Origin of the sequence: Facklamia sp. P9177 (assembly GCF_050409585.1) — a bacterium.
In the GTDB taxonomy this organism is placed as follows: domain Bacteria; phylum Bacillota; class Bacilli; order Lactobacillales; family Aerococcaceae; genus Facklamia.
The window spans coordinates 121,618-147,337 of the sequence record NZ_JBNUPE010000003.1 but is presented as its reverse complement, the minus strand read 5'-3'; the positions used below and the strand labels follow the sequence as shown (position 1 = coordinate 147,337).

20 protein-coding genes, 1 tRNA gene and 1 other annotated feature are annotated in these 25,720 nt (G+C 35.6%); of the genes, 17 read left to right on the top strand and 4 right to left on the bottom strand.

Annotated elements, in window-relative coordinates:
* The first annotated feature begins 575 nt into the window (after window positions 1-575).
* The 10 genes from glgB to ACQV18_RS02480 all read left to right on the top strand — a co-directional run bounded on the left by glgB (window position 576) and on the right by ACQV18_RS02480 (window position 14,831).
* Window positions 576-2,510, top strand: coding sequence for a 1,4-alpha-glucan branching protein GlgB (gene glgB, locus ACQV18_RS02525; RefSeq protein WP_428874636.1), 1,935 nt, complete (start codon window positions 576-578; stop codon window positions 2,508-2,510).
* A 1-nt stretch (window position 2,511) separates the two neighbouring features.
* On the top strand, window positions 2,512-3,648 hold the full coding sequence (locus ACQV18_RS02520) for a glucose-1-phosphate adenylyltransferase (RefSeq protein WP_428872923.1): 1,137 nt from the start codon (window positions 2,512-2,514) through the stop codon (window positions 3,646-3,648).
* Window positions 3,649-4,803: a glucose-1-phosphate adenylyltransferase subunit GlgD gene (gene glgD / locus ACQV18_RS02515; protein ID WP_428872924.1), complete on the top strand. Its 1,155-nt coding sequence runs from the start codon at window positions 3,649-3,651 to the stop codon at window positions 4,801-4,803. It abuts the gene before it with no gap.
* Between the two features lie 10 nt (window positions 4,804-4,813).
* Window positions 4,814-6,265, top strand: coding sequence for a glycogen synthase GlgA (gene glgA, locus ACQV18_RS02510; RefSeq protein WP_428892495.1), 1,452 nt, complete (start codon window positions 4,814-4,816; stop codon window positions 6,263-6,265).
* Between the two features lie 218 nt (window positions 6,266-6,483).
* Window positions 6,484-8,610 (top strand): transglycosylase domain-containing protein, encoded by a 2,127-nt coding sequence (locus ACQV18_RS02505; RefSeq protein ID WP_428885094.1) that lies wholly within the window; start codon window positions 6,484-6,486, stop codon window positions 8,608-8,610.
* A 92-nt stretch (window positions 8,611-8,702) separates the two neighbouring features.
* The gene (locus tag ACQV18_RS02500; protein ID WP_428872927.1) at window positions 8,703-9,047 is read left to right on the top strand and encodes a YlbF family regulator; all 345 of its coding nucleotides are present in this window, start codon (window positions 8,703-8,705) and stop codon (window positions 9,045-9,047) included.
* Window positions 9,048-9,143: 96 nt separating this feature from the next.
* Window positions 9,144-10,412 carry a metallophosphoesterase family protein gene (locus tag ACQV18_RS02495; protein WP_428892494.1) on the top strand — a complete coding sequence of 423 codons (1,269 nt, stop codon included), beginning with the start codon at window positions 9,144-9,146 and terminating at the stop codon, window positions 10,410-10,412.
* On the top strand, window positions 10,402-13,221 hold the full coding sequence (locus tag ACQV18_RS02490) for an AAA family ATPase (protein WP_428874641.1): 2,820 nt from the start codon (window positions 10,402-10,404) through the stop codon (window positions 13,219-13,221). The genes ACQV18_RS02495 and ACQV18_RS02490 overlap by 11 nt, the downstream gene beginning before the upstream one ends.
* Window positions 13,222-14,169 (top strand): 3'-5' exoribonuclease YhaM family protein, encoded by a 948-nt coding sequence (locus tag ACQV18_RS02485; RefSeq protein ID WP_428872931.1) that lies wholly within the window; start codon window positions 13,222-13,224, stop codon window positions 14,167-14,169.
* Between the two features lie 8 nt (window positions 14,170-14,177).
* The gene (locus ACQV18_RS02480) at window positions 14,178-14,831 is read left to right on the top strand and encodes an SRPBCC domain-containing protein (protein WP_428885092.1); all 654 of its coding nucleotides are present in this window, start codon (window positions 14,178-14,180) and stop codon (window positions 14,829-14,831) included.
* A 67-nt stretch (window positions 14,832-14,898) separates the two neighbouring features.
* On the opposite strand, the gene ACQV18_RS02475 is transcribed toward ACQV18_RS02480, so the two are convergent.
* The 3 genes from ACQV18_RS02475 to ACQV18_RS02465 all read right to left on the bottom strand — a co-directional run bounded on the left by ACQV18_RS02475 (window position 14,899) and on the right by ACQV18_RS02465 (window position 16,821).
* Window positions 14,899-15,885: a peptidylprolyl isomerase gene (locus tag ACQV18_RS02475; protein ID WP_428892493.1), complete on the bottom strand. Its 987-nt coding sequence runs from the start codon at window positions 15,883-15,885 to the stop codon at window positions 14,899-14,901.
* Window positions 15,886-16,025: 140 nt separating this feature from the next.
* Window positions 16,026-16,385, bottom strand: coding sequence for a YtxH domain-containing protein (locus ACQV18_RS02470; protein WP_428876383.1), 360 nt, complete (start codon window positions 16,383-16,385; stop codon window positions 16,026-16,028).
* A 1-nt stretch (window position 16,386) separates the two neighbouring features.
* Window positions 16,387-16,821 carry an HIT family protein gene (locus ACQV18_RS02465; RefSeq protein WP_428874644.1) on the bottom strand — a complete coding sequence of 145 codons (435 nt, stop codon included), beginning with the start codon at window positions 16,819-16,821 and terminating at the stop codon, window positions 16,387-16,389.
* A 240-nt stretch (window positions 16,822-17,061) separates the two neighbouring features.
* On the opposite strand from ACQV18_RS02465, the gene ACQV18_RS02460 reads away from it, so the two are divergent.
* The 7 genes from ACQV18_RS02460 (at window position 17,062) to ACQV18_RS02430 (ending at window position 24,475) form a co-directional block, all read left to right on the top strand.
* The gene (locus ACQV18_RS02460) at window positions 17,062-17,829 is read left to right on the top strand and encodes a hypothetical protein (RefSeq protein WP_428892492.1); all 768 of its coding nucleotides are present in this window, start codon (window positions 17,062-17,064) and stop codon (window positions 17,827-17,829) included.
* A gap of 120 nt (window positions 17,830-17,949) precedes the next feature.
* Window positions 17,950-18,021 (top strand) — tRNA-Arg (locus ACQV18_RS02455).
* Between the two features lie 653 nt (window positions 18,022-18,674).
* Window positions 18,675-19,286 carry a 50S ribosomal protein L25 gene (locus tag ACQV18_RS02450; RefSeq protein ID WP_428872939.1) on the top strand — a complete coding sequence of 204 codons (612 nt, stop codon included), beginning with the start codon at window positions 18,675-18,677 and terminating at the stop codon, window positions 19,284-19,286.
* Between the two features lie 70 nt (window positions 19,287-19,356).
* The gene (gene queG / locus ACQV18_RS02445; protein WP_428892523.1) at window positions 19,357-20,538 is read left to right on the top strand and encodes a tRNA epoxyqueuosine(34) reductase QueG; all 1,182 of its coding nucleotides are present in this window, start codon (window positions 19,357-19,359) and stop codon (window positions 20,536-20,538) included.
* Window positions 20,539-20,541: 3 nt separating this feature from the next.
* Window positions 20,542-21,069, top strand: a complete 528-nt coding sequence (gene trmL / locus ACQV18_RS02440) for a tRNA (uridine(34)/cytosine(34)/5-carboxymethylaminomethyluridine(34)-2'-O)-methyltransferase TrmL (protein WP_428872940.1) — start codon at window positions 20,542-20,544, stop codon at window positions 21,067-21,069.
* A gap of 33 nt (window positions 21,070-21,102) precedes the next feature.
* Window positions 21,103-21,326, top strand: a binding site (T-box leader).
* A gap of 41 nt (window positions 21,327-21,367) precedes the next feature.
* A complete protein-coding gene (serS, locus tag ACQV18_RS02435; RefSeq protein WP_428872942.1) occupies window positions 21,368-22,660 on the top strand; it encodes a serine--tRNA ligase in 1,293 nt (430 codons plus the stop codon).
* Window positions 22,661-22,939: 279 nt separating this feature from the next.
* The gene (locus tag ACQV18_RS02430) at window positions 22,940-24,475 is read left to right on the top strand and encodes an ATP-binding cassette domain-containing protein (RefSeq protein ID WP_428872943.1); all 1,536 of its coding nucleotides are present in this window, start codon (window positions 22,940-22,942) and stop codon (window positions 24,473-24,475) included.
* A gap of 379 nt (window positions 24,476-24,854) precedes the next feature.
* On the opposite strand, the gene ACQV18_RS02425 is transcribed toward ACQV18_RS02430, so the two are convergent.
* Window positions 24,855-25,670 carry an undecaprenyl-diphosphate phosphatase gene (locus ACQV18_RS02425; RefSeq protein ID WP_428873012.1) on the bottom strand — a complete coding sequence of 272 codons (816 nt, stop codon included), beginning with the start codon at window positions 25,668-25,670 and terminating at the stop codon, window positions 24,855-24,857.
* Window positions 25,671-25,720: the final 50 nt, after the last annotated feature.

Genomic DNA, 25,720 nt, shown 5'->3' with positions numbered 1-25,720 from the left:
CTTTCGTAAAGTGTCATATGCTATAAAATTATTTGATAGACTGCTATCGACTGGAAGTGATGGATAATAAAAACTTAGCAGTATAAGCTTGTCTATGCCCGTTGCTTATGGTAAGATTTATACATGCGATGAGTCGAATACAATCTGGTAGATTGGAAGCAAGCTGTCTAGAGCTAAGAGCTCAAGCCAGGAAGGCGACAGAGCAAGTTGGAGCTGTGAACTGCAACTTGCAGTATCTTAGGATATTTTGCGATTCGTGAGTACTAGTTACTCACCGACACTCTTATGGAGTGTCCCTTATAAAAGAGCCTTTAACTTTCTGAAATTCAGTCAGTTAGAGGCTTTTTTGTATGAATTTAAAAAACAAGAGTTTTAGAGCTTAAATTTTTAATATTTATAACTAAATAATTTCAATATTAATGAACATATCATTTTGACTTTAAAATGGGCGTTGTCATGGGATTATTCTTTTAAAATAGAGGGCGTTCCGTTACAATATTGGTAATTGAACAAGTTACCTAATTCACTTAATAGTCCGTCTCAAACTTATCAATTATAAGAATGGAAGGTTGCCAATGACATTTTCCTTGGATCGAAGTAGCTTAAACAAAGAAATAGAAAAGTTTTCAACACAATTGCATGACCAAGCCTATCATTTTTTAGGTGCCAAGCAGGTTCAGTCAAATTCAAAAGGTTATCAGTTTAGTGTATGGGCACCCAATGCTTGGCAGGTATATTTACAAGGCGATTTTTCTAATTGGAAAAATCTATGGATGGAAAAACTTGATGGCGGTGTATGGAGTCTATATGTTGAAAACGCTCAAGCAGGACATTGTTATAAATATGGAATGGATCATGGAAATAATCACATTGAATATAAAATTGATCCTTACGCTATGCGATTTGAAAAACCCCCTCAAGATGCATCGATTATCGAAGATCTCACACCATTCCCATGGAATGATCAAAAGTGGCTAAAAGCACGCAAGGCTAAAGATAAATTTGACAGTCCTTTACAAATTTATGAAGTTCATCAGAGTTCATGGCGACAGCATCCCGATGGAAGATCTTATTCTTTTAAAGAGTTAGCTCACAGTTTAGTTCCTTATGTTAAAGAAATGGGTTATAACTACATTGAGTTTATGCCTCTAACTGCCTTTCCTTATGCTCCTTCTTGGGGCTATCAGGTAACCGGCTATTATGCAGTCGCTGGTCAATATGGAAGTAATGAAGATTTTAAATATTTCGTTAATTATGCTCATCAAGAAGGCATTGGTGTCATTCTTGATTGGGTACCTGGTCATTTCAATCAAAATGCGAATGCTTTGGCATATTTTGATGGTCAGGCTTGTTATGAGTATGCAGATCCTCAACGAGCTAAAAATATTAGCTGGGGTAGTTTAAATTTTGACCTTGGAAAATTACAGGTACAATCTTTTCTAATCTCAAATTTAAATTATTGGCTGTCTGAATTTCATTTGGATGGTATTCGAGCAGATGCTATTTCAAATATTCTTTATCTCGACTTTGATCAAGGTCCCTGGACGCCTAATAAATATGGAGGAAATGACAACCTTGAAGGCTATCATTTCTTACGCATAATGAATCAATGGGTTCAAGATTACTATCCTGAGGTTTATATGATTGCTGAAGAAGCCACTTCATCTAGCGGAATAACTTTGGATATTGCTCATGGAGGATTGGGTTTTGATTATAAATGGAATATGGGTTGGATGAATGATGTCTTACGGTTTTTCCAACTTCCTTACAATCAAAGGCCAGCTCAATTACGTCTCATTACTTTTGTTTTTATGTATCAATTTAAAGAACGTTACTTACTTCCTTTCTCTCATGATGAGGTTGTTCATGGGAAAAAATCCTTGCTAGCTAAAATGCCAGGTAGTCGCTATGATCAATTTGCTGATTTGAGACTTTTACATGCCTATATGTTAGCTCAACCTGGTAAAAAACTTCATTTTATGGGTAATGAATTGGGACAATTTATAGAGTGGCGTTATTATGAAGAATTAGATTGGCAAGGACTAAAGCAAGAATATAATAGTGAATATCAAGCGTTTATGCGAACTATCAATAAGATTGGCTTAAATAGGCCAGAATTTTATCAATTGGATCATCATCCAGAAGGAATAACAGTTTTGGATGCGGATGATTTAGAGAGAGGATTGCTAAGTTTTATTCGTTGGTCTAAAAACAAACAATCATACTCTGTGATAATGATTAATTTTTCAAAAAATCATTATTATGATGTGGAATTAGGTGTCCCTGAAAGTGGAGATTTTCTTGTCTATCTTAATAGTCAAGCAGATCAATTTGCAGGTTATCAACAAAATTGGCAAAAGTTTTACCAAGCAAAAAATAAAAGCTGTTGTAAGCAAGATTATTGTTGTTTGATTGAAGTTCCAGCTTTATCCGTTCAATTTATTGAACATATAAATTTGCATCAAGATAGAAAGGAGAAGGATGCTAAGCAGTTAGTATCCAAACGCTAAAATGAAAGATGAAATGATTGCGATGATACTAGCCGGAGGTCAAGGAAGTAGGTTGGGCGTTTTGACCAAGCAGATTGCTAAGCCCGCAGTGCCATTTGGAGGAAGGTATCGTATTATTGACTTTGCTTTAAGTAACTGTGCAAATTCTAACATTCATAAAGTGGGGGTCATTACTCAGTACCAACCTCTAGAATTAAATGGTCATATCGCTAATGGGGAGGCTTGGGGCTTTAATGCTAGCGGTGGTGGCACAACTATTTTACAACCTTATTCATCCACTGATGGAGAAAAGTGGTTTAAAGGGACATCAAATGCTATTTATCAGAACATAACCTATATCGATTCTGTTAATCCAGAATATGTTTTAATTTTATCTGGAGATCATATTTATAAAATGGATTATTCAAAGATGTTAGATTTTCATAAAGAAAAAGGCGCTTCTTTAACAGTTGCTGTGAAACCTGTGCCTATCAAAGAAGCGACACGCTTTGGAATTATGAACACAGATAAAAATGATCGTATCGTTGAATTCGAGGAAAAACCTGATCAGCCACAATCAAATTTGGCTTCAATGGGGATCTACATTTTCAATTGGCAGAAATTACGTAACTATTTAATTGAAGATCAAGATCAAGATAATCAATTAGAAGATTTTGGTAAACACGTTATTCCACTTTATTTAGCCAATGATGAAGCATCTTATGCTTATGCCTTTGACGGTTACTGGAAAGATGTGGGAACTATTTCATCCTTATGGGAAGCAAATATGGAGATTTTGAATCAAGATCACCCACTCTATCACTCCAATCCAGATTGGCGTGTCTACTCGAATAATCCGGTTCTACCTCCGCAAGTAGTGACGGATCATGCGGCGATCTATGATTCCTTTGTTACTGATGGATGTTATGTATCAGGAGAAATTCACCGGTCTATTCTTTCCGAAAACGTAAAGGTGGGGCTGGATTCTCAGATTACTGATTCGGTGATCATGGCTAATGCTAGGATTGGAGCATCTTGTCGAATTGAGTATGCAATTGTTGGCGAGAATGCTCGAATAGCAGATGGAGCAATGGTGATTGGAACAGAAAGAGACATTGCAGTTGTCGGTTTTGGCGATCAGATAGAAAGGAAGAATTAAATGGTTCAGCATAAGACTTGTGCAATTTTAAATTTAACAGAAGACAATCAACCTCTTTATCCTTTAACTTATAATCGTCCTATCGCAGCTTTGCCATTTGCGAGTCGTTATCGCATTATTGATTTTATTTTATCTTCTCTTTCTTACGCTCAAGTTCAATCGGTGGCTATGTTTATTGGTGAGTCCGGACGCTCTCTGTATGATCATATCCGCTCAGGAGCCTCATGGAATCTTGATTCACGGATTAGAGGAGGTATTTTCACCTTCTCTCAACAAGACTGGAAGGCGCGTTATCATCGAGAGAACGACCATGAAGACTACTATTATAATCATCGAATCTTCTTAGAAAGATCGAAAGCTAAGTATGTCTTTGTATCTGGATCGAAGATTATCGCTAATTTAAATATTAATGACTTACGTCAATCGCATATTAGAAGTAAAAAAGATGTAACTTTAGTTTATAAAAATGTGATTGCATCGACTATAGGGATGGACCATCCCAACGAACGCATCGTTGCGTTTGATGAAGAAAAAAATATCGTCGATCTATTACCTAACTCAGAAAAACCCGCTCTTGCATCCGTTAGTTCCAGCTTAGATATGTATTTTCTATCTGTAGACATTCTTTTAGCTTTAATTGACCGAGCTGATAGAGAAGAGCAGTATCTTGAAATAGATGATCTTATTCAGTTTTATTTATTGGATTATAGCATTCATCCTTATGAATATACTGGTTATACCGCAAATATTAATACGGTAGAAGCCTACTATCAAGCCAATATGGACATGTTAAACCATTTATCCTTTGCAGCTTTATTCCATACGGATCAGGCTGTTCGTACCAAATCCAAAAATGGAATTCCAACCTATTACCATGAGCGTTCCTATGTGCGAAATGCAATTTTAGCAACTGGAACGACCGTTTACGGTGAAGTAATCGACTCTTTAATTAATCGGCGAGTTCAAATTGGGGAGAATGCTAGTGTGAGAAATTCAATTATTCAACAAGGGGTTGAAATTGGAGAGGGAGCCACAGTAGAGTACGCCATTTTAGATAAAAATGTCGTGGTTAAGCCCGGCACAGTGATTCGTGGACGCCCTGATAAATTAATTGTAAAAGCTAAAAATGAAATTGTGGATGCAAGGGTAGATTAGGAGGATTTAAATGAAAATACTTTATGCCTCAGCTGAAGCGGCTCCTTTCTTTAAAACAGGAGGTCTAGGAGATGTCGCTTCTGCATTGCCAAAAGAGTTAGCGAAGGAACCCGAGCTTGATGTTCGTGTGGTGCTCCCTTTCTATAGTCAAATGGCTAATGAATATGCGCAACAGCTAGAAGAAATTGCGCATTTTCGTTTCCAACTGGGGCAACGAAATGTCTACTGTGGAATTAAGCAATTGAAGGACCATGGAGTAACCTATTACTTCATTGATAATTTGGCTTATTTTGATCGCGCTTCTTTATATGGAGAATGGGATGATGGCGAACGCTTTGCCTATTTTTCAACTGCTATCATTGAAATGCTGGAAGTAATTAATTGGATACCAGAAATTATTCATTGCAATGATTGGCAAACGGCTATGATACCCGCTCTTTTAATCGATCGTTATCACTGGAAGGAATCCTTAAAAAATATTCGAAAAGTACTCACTATTCACAATTTACGTTTTCAAGGGATTTATGATGCATCCATGCTTTCGAATGTCTTTGGCACTGGCTTTAATACCTTTACCGACGATGGTTTAAAGTACCACAACAATATGAATTACCTTAAGGGTGGTATTAACTTTGCCGATCGAGTAACAACGGTCAGTCCGACCTACGCTCAAGAAATATTAACTCCAGAATTTGGTGAAGGTTTAGATGCAGTATTAAGGCGAAATGAATGGAAACTTAAAGGAATTATTAATGGAATCGATCTAGAAATCAATAATCCCAAGACAGACAGTTATTTGCCTTATCATTATGATCAATCAGATCTTTCAAACAAAGCTAAAGTAAAAAGCTACCTTCAAAGGCAACTTACTCTTAAACAAGATAATCAGATCCCTTTAATTGGAATCGTCAGCCGGCTGACAGACCAAAAAGGTTTGCAATTAGTTGAGCAAATTATGGATGATTTACTGCAACAAAATGTTCAAATGGTTATTTTAGGTACTGGAGACCAACACTTTGAAGATTCATTTCGCTATTTCGAGCAGAAATACCCTGATCAACTGAGAGCTTGCATTCAATTTGATCTTGGACTGGCTCAGCAAATATATGCTGCCAGCGATATTTTCTTGATGCCATCTGCTTTTGAACCTTGTGGTCTCTCGCAAATGATTGCCATGCGCTATGGCACACTGCCTCTGGTGCATGAGATAGGAGGCTTAAAAGATACTGTCGAAGCTTATAATAAATATACTGGCCAGGGAACCGGTTTTTCATTTAAAGGTTTTAACCGCGACAATTTACTTTTTACCATTAATATGGCCTTAGATATTTTTATTAATCAAAAGGAAGTTTGGCAGAAGTTAGTGAAGCAAGCCATGGGTAAAGATTTCTCTTGGACTGCACCTGCTAAAGCATATAAAGCTGTTTATGATGAACTTTTAAATACATCTGTCAATTTATAGAATTTAATTAATTTTCAATTATTAGCCTTCTAAAAATGTTTCATTGAGACATCAGTTAGATGGCTATTTGAATACTTAGGCAAAAGTCATACAATCTTTCATAAATTTTCTTAATCATTTAGTATAATTTAATAAAAAGATTGACCTCGGCCTTTAGTTGGAAGGCGGTCGATATAATTCTGTCTAGGATAGAATTAACAAAGTAGGTGAATGATTAAATGGAGAAATTTAAAATGCAATCGAGTAAACATAAAATATTTCAAGGGATCAAAAATATTTGGCGCTATTACCGAGGATGGAAGTGGTTAGTGTTTATTGCTTTATCACTTACCTTATTCTTAACCTCTTATTTAGTTTTTATTGCGAAAACGACTGATGTTAAACAACTGCAAGATTCCCTGCAAACAAAAACAGAAATCTATGACAAACAAGATCAATATGTAGGTACACTCTTATCGCAAAAAGGAAGCTATGTGACCTTAGATGAGATATCTCCCTTAATGCAAGAAACAGTTGTTAAAACTGAAGACAAGCGCTTTTATGATCACAATGGATTCGATACAATTGGAATTGGTCGAGCGTTTTTGCGTTTAGTTATTAATCGCAATACTTCTGGTGGGGGAGGCTCCACCTTAACACAGCAATTAGCTAAAAATGCTTTTCTCAGCTTGGATCAAACTTTTCAACGTAAATTAAAAGAATTGTTTCTAGCACTTGAAATTGAGAAAACTTATTCAAAAGATCAAATTCTTGAAATGTATTTAAACAATGCCTACTTTGGTAATGGAGTCTGGGGCATTCAAGATGCGGCTCAAAAATACTTTGGCATTAATGCTTACCAATTAGATCAGAATCAATCAATGGTTCTAACCGGTATCTTAAAAGGTCCTTCCTTATATAATCCAATTGATGATTATCAAGCAGCTATTGACCGACGAAATGTCATTGCTGATCTTTTGGCTGATGAAGGGGTTATCTCATTTTCTAACGCAGAGGATTACAAAGCAATGTCTATACCTCTTTTAGACAATTATGTTCCAGCCAGTTCTGGACATGAATATCCATTTTACTTTGATGCGGTGATCAATGAAGCTATTCGTAAGGTAAACATCCCTGAAGAAGACCTTATGTCCAAGGGCTATCGAATTTATACTAATTTAGATATCAATGCTCAACAAGGTCTTAATAACGCTTATCAAGAGAATGCTTATTTATTTAATGATGGGGCATATGATGCGCCGATTGTTCAAAGCGCAAGTGCGATAGTTGATACTCGTACTGGGGGAATTATGGCAATTTATGGAGGAAGAGGAGAATATGTCTATCGCGGCTTTAACCGTGCTAGCGATATGTATCGTGCTCCTGGATCGACCATTAAGCCCTTAGCAGTTTATTTACCAGCTCTTGAGAATGGATTTAATATGCATTCGATGGTTCCTGATGTTGTTAAGGCTTATGGTAAGGATCAATTTGCTCCAGAAAACTTTAATCGTCAAACGGATCCTAGAGGAGAAGTCCCCTTATACTATGCTTTATCACAAAGTAAAAATACATCCGCTGTTTATTTACTAGATAAATTAGGAATTCAAACCGCAGTCGATAAACTGCATCAATTTGGTATTGAAGTTCCCCAACAAGACCAGCAGTTGACCTTGGCCTTAGGGGCTTTTTCGACAGGAGTAAGCCCTGTGCAATTAGCCTCAGCTTATGCGACTTTTGCTAATAAGGGAATAAGAAATGAATCTTACTTTATTCGACGAATTGAAGATATTTCTGGGAAAGTTGTATATGATAACGAAAAACCTAAACGTCACTTAATCATGACCAAAACGATTGCCGCAGATATGACCAGCATGATGTTAGATACATATGGTGGCAATGGTACTGGATATGGCGCAGGCCCTAATACAGGTTTGATTGCTGGTAAAACAGGAACAACTGAAGTATCAGACGGTTCAACCCAAACGCGAGACCGTTGGATGGTTGGTTATACCCCAGATTTTGCGATAGCGACATGGATTGGTCTGGATGACGTAGAAAGTGCTAATTTGGATGAAATTATGCCAACTGGCATGGGGAGATTATTTAATAGTCAAACTTCTTACATGATGGCATACTCGCCACAAACACCATTTGATGTCAGCTACGCTTCGCAAATGGAAGCAGATACCAATGGTAAAATGGGTGGTGATTGGTTGGAAAATGTTGATTTCAACTTTGACGGAGAACTTTTTTCAACACTTAAAGAGAACGGAAGTAATCTATGGGAAAAGGTTAAATCTTTTAGTAGTGAAAAAACACAAGAGGTTATCAATTGGATCGAAAACTTAGACCTACCCATTTAAAAAACGCCCAATAAAAATGGGTGCTTTCACCTCAGTTTGATTGAAAAAAAGACTAAAAATTGATACTATTATCATATAGAAATGAGGTTATTATGAACATTAATATTTATGATACAGCTAACACTTTAGAACGCGAATTACGACAGTTGCCAGCTTATTTGAATGTAAAATCGGCACTCGAAGAAATAAAGAAAGATCCTGAAAGCAATCAGTTGTTTGAAGAGTTTCGTCAGGTCTCACAGTCACTTCAGACAATGACTGAACAGCCGAGTGAAGAGAAAATCACAGAAGTTCAAAACTTGTATGCAAAAGTAATGGAAAACCCTTCAATTAAGAAGTTAATGGAAAACGAACAACAACTCGGATTTCTAATGGAAGAAATCAATCAAATTATTACCAAGCCACTACAAGACTTATATCAAGCGCCAACTGAATAAATTTGAATTTGGCAACTGGAAGCCATCGAACAATTATCTTTCGAGGTTCTTTCAGTTGCTTTTATCAACCAATTATTTTGGAGAGAGGAGACCGAGATGCGTTTCATGCATTTTGCTGACCTACATTTAGATAGCCCCTTTGCTGGAATGCAAAAACAATACCCTAGCTTACAAGAAGTTCTAATCCAAGCTCCATATAAGGCATTCCATCGAGGCGTTTCATACGCTATTAAAGAAGATGTAGACGCTGTTGTTATTGCAGGAGATATTTATGACACTCAAAAACAAACAATTTATGCTCAACATGCTTTTTTAAAAGAATTAGAACGACTGAAAGCAGCAGAAATCCCAGTGGTTATTTGTCATGGGAATCATGACTTTCTTAATAACCAACGCTTACTGATGCAATATCCTGAAAATGTTTACGTCTTTAAAGATGAGTCGATTGACCATATCGATATAAAGACAAATGATAATCAAACTTGTCGCTTCTATGGTTTTTCTTATAATAAACGTTGGATTCATGAGTCCAAGGCCCAAGAATTCCCTGTAAAAAACAATGAAACGGACTTTACCGTAGGTTTATATCATGGGGAATTGTTAAGTAAGACGCAAAAGGGAAATTATGCTCCTTTTACATTGGAGCAACTAATCTCAAAAAATTATGATTACTGGGCTCTTGGACATATCCATCAGGCAAATACTTTATCCACATTCCCGCTTATTCAATATGCTGGTAGTCCTCAAGGTAGAAATCGCCTGGAGATTGGCGACAAGGGAGCCTATTTAGTCACCTTAGAAGTCGATCAAAAGGTAAAATCTGAATTTATTCATTTAGCTGAAATTGAATGGAGAGATGAAATCATAGAGTGTCAGGAAAACTGGCAAGTTAATGATTTGTTATGGGCGATAGAATCCTTAGTCAATAACTTTAAAGATGAGGTTGATAAGGGCCTACCTTCGAAGATTATTTCTTTAACTTTAAAAAATGCACAACGTTTGCCAATCGATATACAAGAACAAATTGAAAAAGGTGAGGTTGAATCGATACTCACTGAACCCCAGTCGATCGAAAAATTCGCGATTATTGTTAGGGTAAAGCTTGAGCGTCAAATGGTATTAGATGCCTTCGAATATGATAAAACATTAAAAACTAGCTTCCAAGCGGCTTGTCAAGATATGCAAGAAGGTAAAGCATATCATGAAAGTCTAGCAGAATTATTTGACCACCCAATTATTAAGCAAAGGATGTCAGATTTATCATTGGATGAAGAATTGAAGAAGGAATCTATTCGATCGGCACAAGAGTTAATGATTCAAGCAATCGGATTTGAATTTAAGGAGGCGATTGATAGTGAAGATTAGCACCCTTGATATCTATGGATACGGTAAATGGGTTAATCAACGCTTTGATTTAGATGATCAATTACAGTTGATTTTTGGTCAGAACGAAGCTGGGAAATCAACACTCCAATCTTTTATTCGAAGTATTCTTTTCGGATTTCCTTCTAAACATCGACGGGTCAATCAAATTAATCGCTATGAACCCAAACTTAGTGAAGTATATGGGGGCAGAATTCTTTTAAAAGAAACTAGCCATGGAGATATTTGGGTGGAAAGAACTAATAGAGGTCTAACTTTAACAGATACAAAAGGGCATGAGCTTGAACAACTAGTGTTAGATCAAATCTTAAGTGGATTAGATGAAAACCTCTTTGACTCCTTTTATGCCTTTTCACTGCAAAATTTGCAGGAACTGTCAAATGTTGATGCAGAAAAATTGGGTGATTATTTCCTATCAATCGGAACGGTTGGATCAGATAAATTTCTTTCTGTGGCTAAATATTTCGAAAAAGATCTGGGGCAACTTTATAAATTAAAGGGGAAAAATCCTAAACTTAATCAAGCGTTATTGGAATTTGAAGAACTTAGTCAATCCATTGAGAAAATGAAGCAAAATATGGCGAAGTATGATGACCTGTTCGACCAACAGCAAGCTGAAATAGATCAAATTGAAGCCCTTAATCAGTCTATTCATGATTTAGAAGAAAAGCAAAGACAATTGGATCAGTTGATGACAAGGTTTGATATTTATCAAAAAGACCTCGTCGCTCAAAGAGAGTTAGAGCAATTAGTTTTTACTAAAATGGATAAGGATATGCCAGAAAAATTAGAAGAGGCTGTTCGGACCAAAAATGATAGTCAAAAGACTATACAACAAATGCAAGAGCGTATTCACAATTTAAACAATGAAATGAGTACCCTAACCCGTCTAAATTGGGGAAAAAACCACGAAGACCAAAGGAGACAATGGTCAAGTGATACCGCCCATATTAAAAAGGTGGATTTACGTTTAGAACACGTTTTAGAAAGAATTCAAGAACAAACCAATACTATGGCTCGACTGGCTCGTGAAGGACAGTTTTATCCTGAAAAAGTAAAGAAGTCCTCAGAGTTTGACCGTGAAATCGAGCAAGGTTACGAAATTCAAGCGGCCATAGATGATTTTGAAGGACAAAAAGATTCTATTCAAGCAGAGAGAAAAGTTTTCCTAGATCAGCGAAAAGAATTGCAAACCTACTCTGTCACAGTTAGACAGCAGCACGCAAAACTAGAAAGTATGCGTATGAATGAAAGAGCTCAATTACAACAAGCTACAAATATTAGGCATTATCTTATAGGGGCTCTTTCAATCATTTTAGGACTAGCAATGGGTATTTATCATTTACTTAATCAGACAGGGGCGAATTTCCGTTGGATTGCTTTGATTTTAATCGGATTAGGTATACTTTCAACCGCTTATGTCTTCTTTGAGCATCTAAAATATAAAAAGAAATTTCATTCCTCTCCAGCAATTGAGAAAATGGCTGAATTACAAAGAAAAGAGCGCCATTATCAAGATAGAAGTCAAGAACTAGGTCAAGACATCAATCAACGAGAAGCCAATCTTCGATCGGTTGAAGAAAACTTAGTCAGAAAAAGACAAGAGCAGCAACGATGGTTAGTTGCCTTAGGCTTTTATCCAACTGCAGATGCAGAAATTGTTCTTAAATCGAATCCGGTTAAAGAGTACTTTCAAGCTGAAACAATTCGTCAACAATATGAAGAAGAGCGAAATGACCTCAATGTCGAGATTGCCAAATGGCGCAAACAAATCGCTCCACTACTTGAGCGTTTTCCTTTGGGAGATCAAAGTATCAAGGTTCTTATACACCACGTTGAAGAAACTGAAGTTTCAATCGCCCGTCAAGTGGAACGTGGTAAAGCGATGGAGGAACGTATAAGAAATGCTCAAGATATCATTGCTCAAGAGAAAAAACATCTACAAGAGCAGCAAGAAATCATTGAATCAATTTATCAATCAACAAACTCCTTTGACCAAGTTGACTTTAGACAAAAAGTTCAAGCCAATAATCAAATTCAGCAACTCAAAGAAAAACGTCACTTGTATAGTGAGCAGATTAGAGGTTATGAAAATGAGATGTCAGCTATCGAAAGTAAACAGTCATTAATCAATCAATATAATAAGGTTCAAAATGAATTAACGCTTAATAAAAGTCGTGTACAACCTCATCAATATCAGCGTGCAAATATTGAAGTGGCTTTAAATCAGCTTGAGCAAGATGGAAGTTATCAAGTCTTACAACAAAAACTGGAAGATAAGAAAGCAGAAATCATTAAATATGTTCAAGAGTGGAGTAAGAAAAAAATTGCTGTCGATTTAATCTATCAAACATTAAGACAAGGAATGGATAGTCCGATTCCTGAAATGAATAAAATGGCTAATGAAATTTTTTCTAAATTAACTTATGGGCGTTATGATCAAATTAAATTGAATAAAACTGGAATCAAAGTTAAACAGTTTTCAGATGTGCTGTTTTCACCTCATGAACTTTCGCAAGGAACCTTGGAGCAATTATATGTCGCTCTACGTTTAGCTTTTATAGTGAATGCCTCTTCAATGGTATCAATGCCTATCATAATCGACGATGCTTTTGTGAACTTCGACGAAATACGTAAAGCAAGCATGTATAAAGTTTTAGAGACCATCAGTCAAAATCATCAAGTTTTATTCTTTACTTTTGATCAAATGGCTGCGGATACATTAGCGATTGATTCGATGATTAACTTAGACGAGCTAATAGAAACGAATTCAACCCAGGAGGAGAGCTAAATGAGTTTATTATATGAGATTAATGAAGGAGACGAATTTGGAATTTATGTTCTTATTAAAGCAGCAGATGTGAGAACCGCTAGAAATGGCAAACCATTTATTGCCTTCCGTTTTCAAGACCGTTCTGGATCCATGGATGGTATGTATTGGTCTGCTACTGAAGAAGAAATTAACAAATTCCAAGTCGGTAAGGTTGTTTTTCTGAGAGCTAATCGGGATACTTATCAAGGAAGTCCTCAAGTAAAAATTAAAGCACTTCGTTTAGCTGAAGAAGGAGAACCCAACGATCCAACACTTTATGTTGAACGAATTTCTATGAAAATTGATGATATAAAAGAACAGATTAATGACGCTTTATTTCTCATTCAAGAACCGAATATTAATCGAATTGTGCGAAAAATTTTGAGTGAACATGAAGAAGCTTTTTACAGCTATCCAGCTGCTAAAAGAAACCATCATGCAATGGCAGGCGGTTTAAGTTATCATACTGTTTCTATGTTGAAAATTGCTAGAGCACTTTTGGCTATCTATCCGCAAATAAATTCTAGCCTACTTATTGGTGGACTGATACTTCACGATATCGGCAAAACAATTGAACTATCTGGAGCTATCTCAACCGAATATACTTTTAAAGGTAAAATGTTAGGTCATATCGTCATTATGTCAGAAATGATTGAACAAGTATGTCAACAAATTGGTATTGATCCTAATAAAGAAGCCGTTGTTTTATTAAAGCACGTTGTACTAGCACATCATGGTAAATTGGAATATGGTAGTCCTGTTCAACCGCGTATTCTTGAAGCAGAAATTCTTCACCATATTGATAATTTAGATGCTACTGTTAATATGATTTTGTCTGTTTTAGATAAGACACAAGAAGGTCAAGAAAGTGCTCAAATTTTCCCATTGGATCGTCGTAGTTTTTATAAACCAAATTTTAGAAAGTAGGCAAATAAATGACAGATAATAGCAATCCAAAGAAATGTAATTGCAAAAATCATGCGTCTAATCATGAGAGTCAATGCCAAGTTAATCATTCTAAATCGAACTCTGAGCACTTATGTGGATGCCATCATCATGCAGAACATAACTACCATCATGGATGTGGTTGTCACCATGAACAAGTAGAAAACCCTCAAACTGATCTTGGTTTTTCTCTATTCTTTGAAGGAGAAATTAATGCAACTCCGGAAGCAGTATGGAACCATTTGACTGATAATGAATACTTATCTAAGTGGAAGTCAGATATGAGGATGATTGACTGCAAACCAGGTGGGTCATTTAAAGTAACAAGAAATGGACAAGCGCATCATTTGATGTTAACAGATGTTGAAGAAGGACATTTATTGGCCTATTTATGGAAAAATGACGATATGGTTCTAACAATTGATCCTGGAGAAAAAGATACTACGCTCTTTACTTTTGAATATTGGTTTGCTGATAGAGAAGAAGCCAATGCTGAGGATGTAGCTCCATGGATTATAAATCTTTATGAACTTGAACACTTTATTGTTCATAATGAATTAATGGATACTAAAGACTTGCCGAAAGCATTGATGGCAGAAGTTAATAACTTAATTAAAGAGCAAAAATCACGTGAAACGCTTTAATATTTTAATACAGTAAAACAAAAAAGGTTGAGGATTTTCCTCAACCTTTTTATATTTAAAATAGTTTCTATTCGGCTGGCGCTTCTTCAGCAGGAGCCTCTTCAGCAGGAGCCTCTTCAGCAGCAGGTACTTCCTCAGCAGAAGCATCCTCTGGTTGGTCAGCTAAATTGATTAAATCATCCACTGCATTTTTTAATTCAGGATCTTCAATCTTTAAGTCAGAGTTTTTAATAAGCTCTCCGACAATTCCATAGGTAAAGTTAGAGTCAGCATACTTACTTTGTTTATATGCTTCAACTACTTCTTCTTTACTCTCTTCTAATGGTTTCTTTTCACCATTGTTGATTGTTTTAATAACGTGGTAGCCAAATTCAGATTGAACAGGTTCGCTCGTCATTTCTCCATTAGCTAAAGACTTAACTGCTTCTTCAAATTCTGGAACCATTTGTCCTGGCGAGAAAGGGGCTAATAATCCACCATTTTCTGCAGAACCATCTTTAGATAATTCTTGAGCAACGGTATCGAATTCTTCGCCATTATTGATGCGCTCAATAGCATTTAAAGCTTCTTCTTCCGTATCAACTAGAATATGCTGTGCTTCCATCATTGGTTGGTAATCATTATCATAGAAATTTTGAATGGCTTCATCTGACATATCGATGCGACCTTCAACAATTTCTTGTAAAAGATTACGGATATATAATTGGTATTCATATTGTTCAGCGCTACCTAATTGTTGGTAAGATAAGAATTGTTGGAATACCTCTTCTCCACCTAATTCTTGAATTTGTGACTGAACTTCTTCAGCAGCTCTTGTTTTAGCTCCTTCAGCGTCTTCTACATTTTCAATTAAAACAGCTTCAATAATTTTTGAGCGTAGAGCAGTAGAGCCAAATTGTTCTTTCATATCTTGATAAAAATCTTCAGCAGTGATAGTTGTCTCTCCAATAGTGGCAATTACACCCTCTTGAGCTGAAACGCTTGTTAAATTCGGCAATGCAACAAGTGCGACACTTGCTGCTGTTAAAATCCAAGTACGGATTGATTTTTTCATATTAATTTTCACTCCTATAGTTCTACTATAATTTGCTATAACATAAGCATAAATATATCTTAACACTTAATGATTAGAAAAGATAATATAAGCTAGAAATTCTAAAAAACATCATAATTTTTATAAATTAAAACCTGAATTTAATTCTTATATGAGTTTAAATTAGCTGAAGATATTCCCTCAATATCTTCATTTAATTGCTTAACATTTTCTTTAATCCTTCTTATTCTTGGTTCTGTTTCATCCATGACTTTTTGTTTAGTTTGATTGGTTAAATGAGAAATAAAGTCCATAGTTTGCTTAGCTTCTGCAGTCAATGACTGAATAGCTGAATGAAAACGGGCATAGTCTTGATCAACTTGTTGGAAATCAACTTTAAAATCTTTATAAGTCTTTTTTAGTTGATGTCTTGTTTTCTCACCAGATTGTTTAGCATTCATTAACCCCGCTAGTACTCCAAGAGCTAAGCCAGTTAGAAAACCTTGTGGGAAATTTTTCATACTAATCGCCACTTTCTATTGTTTGTTTAATTGATGCTGCCAATTGCTGAAATTCATCCTGAGTGTAACCATCTGAATGGTCTTCAAAATGTAATTTAAATCCTTCTTCTTTATGATAACGTGGAATCAGGTGAATGTGTGAATGGAAAACAGATTGATAGGCGACTTCTCCATTGTTATTGAGAATATTCATGCCCTTAACACCTGGTATGCTTTTTTTAATGGCGTCGGCAATTTTCGGAATTCGACTAAAAACGGTACTTGCTAACTCTGGATCATACTCAAAAATATCTTTAACATGTTTCTTTGGTATGACTAAAGTATGTCCTTTGGTAACTTGAGTGATATCTAAAAAGGCAAAGACCTCATCATCTTCATAGACCTTAGCGCTAGGAACCTCTCCGTTGATAATCTTACAAAAAATACAATTTGTCATTTTTTTCTCTCCTTTAACTTACGTCTTGTCTCTATAGCATATCATAAGGATTTTAGAAAACGCTATTAATAACATCTTAAAATGAGTCTTCATAAAAAATTCATAAGATTAGCGTGTTACAGGCTTAATTTCATTAAATATTCCATTTTAACTCAAGCCTCCTTTAAACTAGCTATGATATAATAGTTATGTTGAAGAAGGATATATTATAGATATAATAACAATTACATGGGAGGTAGAATGAATTTGAATAAAAGTAAATTTCAAAAAATGTACCTGCTCTTAACTCTTTTAGGCATTTTCCTGGTTTTTAATTTAAATCCTTTAGCAATAGTTCACGGCCAAGAGGAAACGACAGAAGAGCAAGTAGGGATAGAGCAAACTGACGAGCCATCTAGTCAAGAAATTTTTGAAACAAGTAATGAAGCTGTTTTTGACCCTCTACCTGATGTCGGTCTATTTAAGCAACTCATTCCTTATGTGCATTATTTAAATTATCAATACGTGGGAGATGGAAGTGAATACTCTACTAAAGATATCATCATGGAATTCATGCCTGATGCAAATGGAGTTTTTCAAGTCGCAGAGTTTACAGATACAAAAGCCGTAGCCTACGTTTATCAAATTAAGCCCGATGGTCTATATGAACTCGCTTACTTTGATAATTATACGGTAGTGGAAGACCTGAGGTATTCCGCTGATGCTTCAGATGACAATGTTTCACTCATTCTACCTGTAGATATAAGTGAAGGAACAATTTTTAAATCAGGCTATCAAGAAGAAATTAAGAAAAAAGTAATTGGTAGGGTGGACTCGCTAACAATTGGTCAAGAAATTTATACTGATGTTTTGCTTGTTGAAGAGATGGAAAAGAATAACGGAGATACAATCCGTATCTATTATGCCAATGACGCAGGTTTGATTTTAATTGAGCGTCTTCATCCAGATGGCACAACCACACCAATAATTTACCTTAGGTCTAGACAAGGTTCAATCATGGACCAATAGTGGATAATTTTTACAATCTTATTTTTAGAATAGGACTAGCATCATTAATTGTTAGTCCTTTTTTATTGGCTTATTTCTTGCTTTTAGCAATTTGAGTTTGGTATAATAGGTAATCGTTAGGCCGCCGTAGTGTAATGGATATCACGGAAGATTCCGGTTCTTTCGATGGGGGTTCGATTCCCTCCGGCGGTATTTGTAATAAAGCTAAAGATTTTTAGCAAAAAATCTCATATTTTTTTAAAAAATACTTTTTAGAGAGTTCAGCCAGATTGGCTGTTTTTTATTTTAAATTAGACTAGCTAGAATAAGGGGATTGACTAGACAATCGCACAAGGGTTGACTAAGATTTAACTAGTTAGAAGACAAGCAATTAGAAAGGAAAACTTAGAAAATTAAAAAGCCCATTTTTAAGACTAAGTTTATTTCTTATTACCATTCTTGTATTAGCTGCTTGTGATAGTACCAATAAAGCAAATATTGCAAGTGATGCTTATAAGATGTCAACTTATACTCTTATTAAGGCTGCTCAAGAAGGTAATCAAGATAAACAAAGTATTGATTTAGATAATCCCTCAAATATTTATGAAAAGGAAAAAAGCGCTAAAAAGTAACAACAAAAGATAAAACGACTAGTAGAAAAACCACTACCAAAGATAAATAAATTAAGTTTGTAGTTATTTTTTTAAAAGAATAAGGGTAAAAAAGAAAATTATATAGAAAAATCACTAAGACTAGTCATAAAACACTGGTATTGTGAGCTGGTTTTTGATATGATAATTTATGTGTAAAAATTTACAGCAAATCTAGCATTCTATATGCAATAAGTTATAAAGGAGCTCTTATATATGGCAATTAGTGCAGAATTAAGAACAAAGACAGGTACCGGTGCTTCTAAACAAGCACGTCGTGAAGGTAAAATTCCAGTAGTTTTATATGGGCAAAAATTAGAAGCAACTTCTTTATTAGTTGATCGTCGCGAATTCGAATCACTTCTAAAAAAAGAAGGATCTAACGCGGTTTTTGATTTAAACTACGACGGTAAAACGCAAAAAGTAATCTTGAAAGACTTTTCTAAAGCAGCTTTAAAAGATATTTTCTATTCAGTTGACCTAGAAGCTATCTCTGCTGATCAGAAGATTATTGTTGAAGTTCCATTAAGCATTATTAACGAAGAAACAGTTAAAATTGGCATTGTGGAACAAACACTTAATACAGTGGAAATCGAAACTAAACCAGACACTATTCCGAACTCATTTGAAATTGATGTTACTGGAATGGAAATTGGTGACACTAAGACAATTGCTGACTTAGCAGTTCCAGCAGGCGTTGAAATCTTAGAAGATTCAACTGAAACAATCGTTTCAGTTTCTGCTCCAACAGAAGAACCAGAGGAAGAGGAAGAAACTGAAGTGATAGAACCTGAAGTAATTGGTGCTAAAGACGAAGAAGAAGAGTAAAAATTTGTATTATGAAGCACTGTAAACGCTTGTCGTTTATGGTGCTTTTTTTAGATAGGAGTTGAACAAACTGATCTCAAAAGAAGAGGCTATTAAAGTCAAATCCATTTTAAAAAAATCGCTGAAAGACTTAGGAGTGGATAAGATCGGTTTTACGACAGCGGAACCTTTTGACCATTTAGAGGAAAGTTTAAGAGAGCAAAAGGCGAAAGGACATACCACTGGTTTTGAACATCCTATCATTGAGGAGAGAATCTATCCTGAAAAAATCTTTGAAGGGGCCCAATCAATTATTTCGATTGCTTTGGCTTATCCTAGTAACTTTAGAAAGGAACCAGCTTCTAATAAAGAAGAACGTCGTGGTAGTTTTGCTCGTGCTTCTTGGGGGAAAGACTACCATCATATTTTATCAGAACGTATGCAAAGGGTTATTGATCTTATCCAAGCAGAAATTCCTGATGCTCGTTTTAAACCGATGGTTGATACGGGGGAATTGATTGATGTGGTTGTGGCTGAAAGAGCTGGATTGGGCTTTATAGGTCGTAATGGTTTGCTGGTCACTAAAGAATTTGGCAGTTACGTTTATTTAGGTGAAATTATCACGAACATTCCTTTTATGCCAGATCAAAGGGTTACATATGGTTGTGGCGATTGTTATCGTTGTGTGACAGCCTGTCCTACTCAAGCTCTTTTTGGTGACGGTAAGATGAATGCGCAGAAATGTTTATCCTATCAGACTCAAACCAAAGGACATTTAGCTGAAGACTATCGCCGAAAAATGACTCATGTCATTTATGGCTGTGATATTTGTCAGATTTCATGTCCTTATAACAAGGGCATTGATTTTCATCATCATCCTGAAATGGAGCCTATCCAAGACGAAGTAAAACCAATATTAAAGAATATGTTATCACTTAGCAATAGAGCCTTTAAACGACAATTTGGACATTTAGCGGGGTCTTGGCGAGGCAAGAAGCCCTTGCAAAGAAATGCAATTATCGCTTTGGCTAATTATCGGGACCGAACAGCCTTGCCGCATCTGCTTGAATTAATTGAAAAAGATCCACGACCAGTGATTCGAGCAACTGCTGCCTATGCTGTTAGTGTAATTCAAAGAGATAAAAATCAAGCGATGATTAGTATGATTTATGACCAACTGCAGAAGGAATCTGAACCAGAAACCATCAAAGAAATGAAAAAAGCTATTGAACGTCTCAAAAATAAAAAAGAGTTAAAGTCTAAAAGGAGTTAAACGATGAAAAACCATATCGTACTTTATGAGCCCCTAATGCCAGCTAATACTGGCAATATTTCGAGAACTTGCGCAGGAACTAATACTAGTTTACATTTGATTGAACCGCTTGGTTTTTCTACTGAGGATAAAATGCTTAAACGAGCAGGGCTAGATTATTGGGAGCATGTCGACATTACTTACCATGACAGTTTACCAGCCTTTATGAAGTTTTTAGGTAATCGTAAATTGTACTTGATTTCTAAATTTGCACCAAGAGTTTATAGCGAAGCTAATTTAGCTGATTCAACGATTGATGAGCAGTTTTTTATCTTTGGTAAGGAAACGACTGGGCTACCTGAAGATTTTATGCAAGCTCATAAAGATCAATCTTTAAGAATCCCGATGAATGATCAGCATATTCGTTCTTTAAATTTATCTAATACGGCTAATATTATTATTTATGAAGCTCTAAGACAACAGAACTATGAAGGATTGGAAGCCATACATCATTATCGTGATACTGAAAAGGCTCAAAGACTTAAATGGTAATAGCTTGACAAATAAAATCTATTTAATATAATAAATTTAATAGTTAGTACGAATAGTATCTGAAATAAGGGTCAAGCAGAAAGTTAGCGGTTGATGAGAGCTAATCACTTATTCAGTGAATCCACGTATTCATTCTGCTTTATGAAAGCTAAGCATAAATAAAGCCGGTCATCGCCGTTATGATACAAGTGTAAGAATTTAAATCAATTCTTAAAAACGGGTGGTACCGCGGAACAAGAGACCTTTTCGTCCCAAATAGACGGAGGTCTCTTTTTTATTACATAAAGGAGGAATTAAGATGTTAGATAGGCGCTATTTGAGAAACCATATGGATGAAGTAGTTGAGCAATTAAGTCATCGCGGAGTAAAAACAGAAATTTTAAATGAATTTAAAGAGTTGGATAAAAAAAGAAGAGCTCTATTAACTCAAGTAGAAGAGAAAAAAGGGGTCCGTAATAAAGTTTCGCAAGAAATTGCCACTATTAAGCGCAATAAAGGAAATGTGGATGAACAGATTCAAGCCATGCAAGTTATAGGGCAAGAAATAGCTGAATTAGATGAGACTTTAAATCAGCTAGACATTGCTTTGGCTCAAATTGAACATGGATTACCTAATTTACCTCATGAATCAGTACCAATAGGTGAAGATGAAGAAGATAATGTTGAAAATCGCCGTTGGGGTCAGATTACAGACTTTGATTTCGAACCTTTAAATCATTGGGATATTGCAGAGAATTTAGGCATTCTTGATTTTGAACGAGCAGGCAAAGTATCAGGTTCACGCTTTGTATTCTATAAGGGGTTAGGCGCAAGGTTGGAGCGCGCTATTTATAACTTTATGTTAGATACTCATACGGCTAGAAATGGTTATACCGAAGTTATACCGCCTTATATAGTTAATGAAAAGTCAATGTTTGGAACAGGACAATATCCTAAATTTAAAGAAGATACTTTTGAGTTGAGTGATGATCGTCAATTTGTCTTAATCCCAACAGCGGAAGTTCCTCTAACCAACTACTATCGAGATGAAGTAATTGCAATGGAAGAGTTACCGGTCAAATTTACCGCCATGTCTCCATCATTTAGATCAGAAGCCGGATCAGCCGGTCGTGATACTAGAGGTCTGATTCGTATGCACCAATTTCATAAGGTTGAAATGGTTAAATTTGCCCATCCAGAAAGTTCTTATGAAGAATTAGAATTTATGGTCAAAGATGCTGAAGGTATCTTACAAGCTTTAAAACTACCTTATCGGGTAATCACCCTTTGTACTGGAGATATGGGCTTTTCAGCCGCTAAAACATATGATATTGAAGTTTGGGTTCCAGCTCAAGATACCTATCGAGAAATATCTTCTTGCTCTAACACAGAAGCTTTCCAAGCGCGACGCGCTATGATTCGTTACCGCAACGCTGAAGGCAAGTTGAATTATGTTCACACCTTGAATGGATCTGGCTTAGCTGTTGGTCGAACAGTTGTAGCCATCCTAGAAAACTACCAGCAAGCGGACGGCAGTGTTAAAATTCCAGAAGTATTGGTACCTTATATGGGTGGAGTGACTGAAATTACCAAAGAGAATGCAATGGGATAATATACAAAGCTTTTCTTAAAATTTTTTAAGGAAAGCTTTTTGTATAAGTATTTAGAGTGTGAAATTTGAATTTTAAAAAAAGATATGCTTTAATTAAAGTAACTTATTAAGAGGAGTGTTACATTTGAACAATTTCTAAGAAAGCAGCATGAGTAGAAGTGACTTCTATTTAGTGTGAACTTTTTTAGAAAGTATCAAATGTTACATAGGGGATACTTCTATTCTATTCTAAGCTGCTAATAATGGATTTTTGGCACAAGAGTAGAAAGGAGTTTTTTTATGTTACAGGTAAATAGTCTAAGCTTATACCATCGTAAGGATTTCGTTAAAATTATTGATGACTTGTCTTTTATTATTCATCCCGGCGAAAAAGTAGCGATTATTGGCGAAGAAGGTAATGGGAAATCGACTATCTTAAAGTGGTTAATGAATGATGAATCACTTAGTAACTATCTAATTATTAAAGGCGAAAAAATTAATTCTTTCAGTCAAATGGCATACCTCCCTCAACAAATGAAGGAGGAAGATCTTAGTTTAAGTATTGAAAAGTTCTTTTTCGCAAAGGTAGATCCCTTTTTAATGGATTATAATAAAATAATCAAATTTGGAATGAAAATAGGTTTTGATTGGGAGCGACTACATTCTGAACAAATAGTGAGATCCCTCTCAGGTGGTGAAAAAATAAAATTATCACTGTTAAGGATAGCAGCTCAGCAAGCGGATTTAGTTCTACTAGATGAACCATCTAATGATTTAGATATTGATTCAATAAGGTATTTAGAAAAATTTATTAGCGAAAGTAAACAAGCAATATTATTTGTTTCACATGATGAATCGCTACTACAATCAACAGCCACTTCGATTATTCATTTAGAGCGATTGTTGCATAGAAAAGACCCATGTCATACAGTTTCGAAATTAGCTTATAAGGACTATCTTCTATATCGTGATAAGAGGATCGCGAGTCAGCAAAAAGACTTTGAGCAAAATGAAAGAATATATGCTAAAAAGTTTGCTCGTCAACAAAGGCTTGAGTCAGCTTTGCATCATCGTTTAAATCATACTAAGGATTCAGCAAGCGGACGACTACTAGCGAAAAAGATGAAGACCGTTAAGTCATTGGGCAAAAGACTTGAACGCGAACATCAACAAGGAAGTCAGCAAGTGATAATTGAAGACCCAATTAAGATATTTTTTAACCACTCCATTCCAATTGCTGATTCGCGCAAGATTATGGAGGTAAGCAATTTTAATTTAAAGGTTGAAGGTCGTTTACTAGCACCAAACATTAATCTAACGGTTCAAGGACAGGATAAAATAGGAATTGTGGGAGCTAATGGGGTAGGCAAATCAACGCTTTTAAAGCATATGTGGCTTTTATTCAATCAAGATGGTGATAGAGAAGGAATTATACCTGCCTATATGCCTCAAAATCATAGTGAATTCGTCGATACGAATTTGACACCGATTCAATTACTTGCTAAGGAAGGAAGCAGCGAAGAATTAACACAAATAATGACTTTTTTGGCCAGTATGAATTTTCTTCCTGAGGAAATGTCTCACCCTATCAATGAATTATCAGGAGGACAAAAAGCAAAATTATTATTTTTAAAAATGGATTTGATGAGAGCAAATCTTCTTTTCTTAGATGAGCCGACGCGTAATTTTTCTCCGAATTCACAACCAAAAATACGGAAAGTTTTAAGCGAATTTCCAGGAACTATTATTAGCGTCTCCCATGATCGTTTATATTTAAAAGAGGTATGTCATCAACTGTATCTACTTAAACCAGAGGGTCTTAAACTTATTGATTAAGTTCAATCGTTTATGAATTTAGTTAATAAGTAGTTTTAAAGCCGAAGTCCAAGCGTGAGACCGAAAGTCTAGCTTTTGGGCTTCCATTGGCTTTGAGTATGATGGACCAACTTAAAAAATTATTATTTATGCGAATCAAAAGAAGATAAAAACAATCATAAAATTGAAATAAAAATAAGTCCTTATACGTAAACAAGTTAGAAGTATATATTTTGTATCTTAAAGCCTGATCTGGATGAGCCCGATTTGCTTATCGCCAATCACTTCAAGCTGCTTAGAAAACAATAAAATAAGAAAGACAAGCACATATAACATGTACGCATCTTTCTGGTCCAACTTCTTGGGGGTCACTATAGGGTCAACTCTTATTTCTTTTAGATTACTTAAATAAATAATACAAAATGACAACGGCACCCAAAATAATACGGTAGTAACCGAAAGGTTTAAAGTCATTCGTTTTGATGAATTTAAGAAGTGAACGGATGACGATTAAGGAAACAAGAAAGGCAACAAACATACCTACCAAGAGGTAAACAAGTTCAGCACTAGTAAAAGCAAAGCCAAAGTCTTTTAACTTAACTAAAGAAGCTCCGAACATAACAGGTATTGACATAAAGAAAGAAAACTCTGTCGCAACTGTTCTTTCCATTCCTAATAAAAGTCCACCGAGGATGGTTGACCCCGACCGTGAAGTACCTGGAATTAAAGACAAGGCCTGAAATAGACCGGTTTTAAAAGCCGTAGGGAAAGAAATCTTTTTAAGAGTATTAACTTGTTTAGCATGACGAGCTGGCTTTTTATTTTCAATCCACAAGAAAGCAAAACCATAAATGATTAAGGCAGCAGCGACCACATAAGGAGTATTAAAATACTCTTCCATGTAATCATTGATCAATAGGCCCAGAACTCCTGCTGGCAGGGTAGCAAAAGCAACTTTAAACCAAATTACCCAGATATTTTTTCTTTCTTGGCTAGACTTTTTAAAATCCAAAGGGTTAAGTTTATTAAAATAAAGGACGACTACAGCTAAAATTGAACCAAATTGTACAACAGTTCGAAACATTTCAACAAAATTTGGATTGAGATTTAATTGAATAAATTCCTCAACTAAAATTAAGTGTCCAGTTGAAGAAATGGGTAACCACTCTGTAATTCCTTGAACAATACTTAAGAAAATAATTTTTAATAATTCCATCCATTCTAGGTTTTGCACTATATATCACCTCGTGATCTTTTTCTCGCTTA

What these genes read in the sequence shown, in the direction of transcription:
- glgB (WP_428874636.1), top strand. Translation starts at nt 576, where the DNA reads ATGACATTTTCCTTGGATCGAAGTAGCTTAAACAAAGAAATAGAAAAG.
- ACQV18_RS02520 (WP_428872923.1), top strand. Translation starts at nt 2,512, where the DNA reads ATGAAAGATGAAATGATTGCGATGATACTAGCCGGAGGTCAAGGAAGT.
- glgD (WP_428872924.1), top strand. Translation starts at nt 3,649, where the DNA reads ATGGTTCAGCATAAGACTTGTGCAATTTTAAATTTAACAGAAGACAAT.
- glgA (WP_428892495.1), top strand. Translation starts at nt 4,814, where the DNA reads ATGAAAATACTTTATGCCTCAGCTGAAGCGGCTCCTTTCTTTAAAACA.
- ACQV18_RS02505 (WP_428885094.1), top strand. Translation starts at nt 6,484, where the DNA reads ATGGAGAAATTTAAAATGCAATCGAGTAAACATAAAATATTTCAAGGG.
- ACQV18_RS02500 (WP_428872927.1), top strand. Translation starts at nt 8,703, where the DNA reads ATGAACATTAATATTTATGATACAGCTAACACTTTAGAACGCGAATTA.
- ACQV18_RS02495 (WP_428892494.1), top strand. Translation starts at nt 9,144, where the DNA reads ATGCGTTTCATGCATTTTGCTGACCTACATTTAGATAGCCCCTTTGCT.
- ACQV18_RS02485 (WP_428872931.1), top strand. Translation starts at nt 13,222, where the DNA reads ATGAGTTTATTATATGAGATTAATGAAGGAGACGAATTTGGAATTTAT.
- ACQV18_RS02480 (WP_428885092.1), top strand. Translation starts at nt 14,178, where the DNA reads ATGACAGATAATAGCAATCCAAAGAAATGTAATTGCAAAAATCATGCG.
- ACQV18_RS02475 (WP_428892493.1), bottom strand. Translation starts at nt 15,885, where the DNA reads ATGAAAAAATCAATCCGTACTTGGATTTTAACAGCAGCAAGTGTCGCA.
- ACQV18_RS02470 (WP_428876383.1), bottom strand. Translation starts at nt 16,385, where the DNA reads ATGAAAAATTTCCCACAAGGTTTTCTAACTGGCTTAGCTCTTGGAGTA.
- ACQV18_RS02465 (WP_428874644.1), bottom strand. Translation starts at nt 16,821, where the DNA reads ATGACAAATTGTATTTTTTGTAAGATTATCAACGGAGAGGTTCCTAGC.
- ACQV18_RS02460 (WP_428892492.1), top strand. Translation starts at nt 17,062, where the DNA reads ATGAATTTGAATAAAAGTAAATTTCAAAAAATGTACCTGCTCTTAACT.
- ACQV18_RS02450 (WP_428872939.1), top strand. Translation starts at nt 18,675, where the DNA reads ATGGCAATTAGTGCAGAATTAAGAACAAAGACAGGTACCGGTGCTTCT.
- trmL (WP_428872940.1), top strand. Translation starts at nt 20,542, where the DNA reads ATGAAAAACCATATCGTACTTTATGAGCCCCTAATGCCAGCTAATACT.
- serS (WP_428872942.1), top strand. Translation starts at nt 21,368, where the DNA reads ATGTTAGATAGGCGCTATTTGAGAAACCATATGGATGAAGTAGTTGAG.
- ACQV18_RS02430 (WP_428872943.1), top strand. Translation starts at nt 22,940, where the DNA reads ATGTTACAGGTAAATAGTCTAAGCTTATACCATCGTAAGGATTTCGTT.
- ACQV18_RS02425 (WP_428873012.1), bottom strand. Translation starts at nt 25,670, where the DNA reads ATGGAATTATTAAAAATTATTTTCTTAAGTATTGTTCAAGGAATTACA.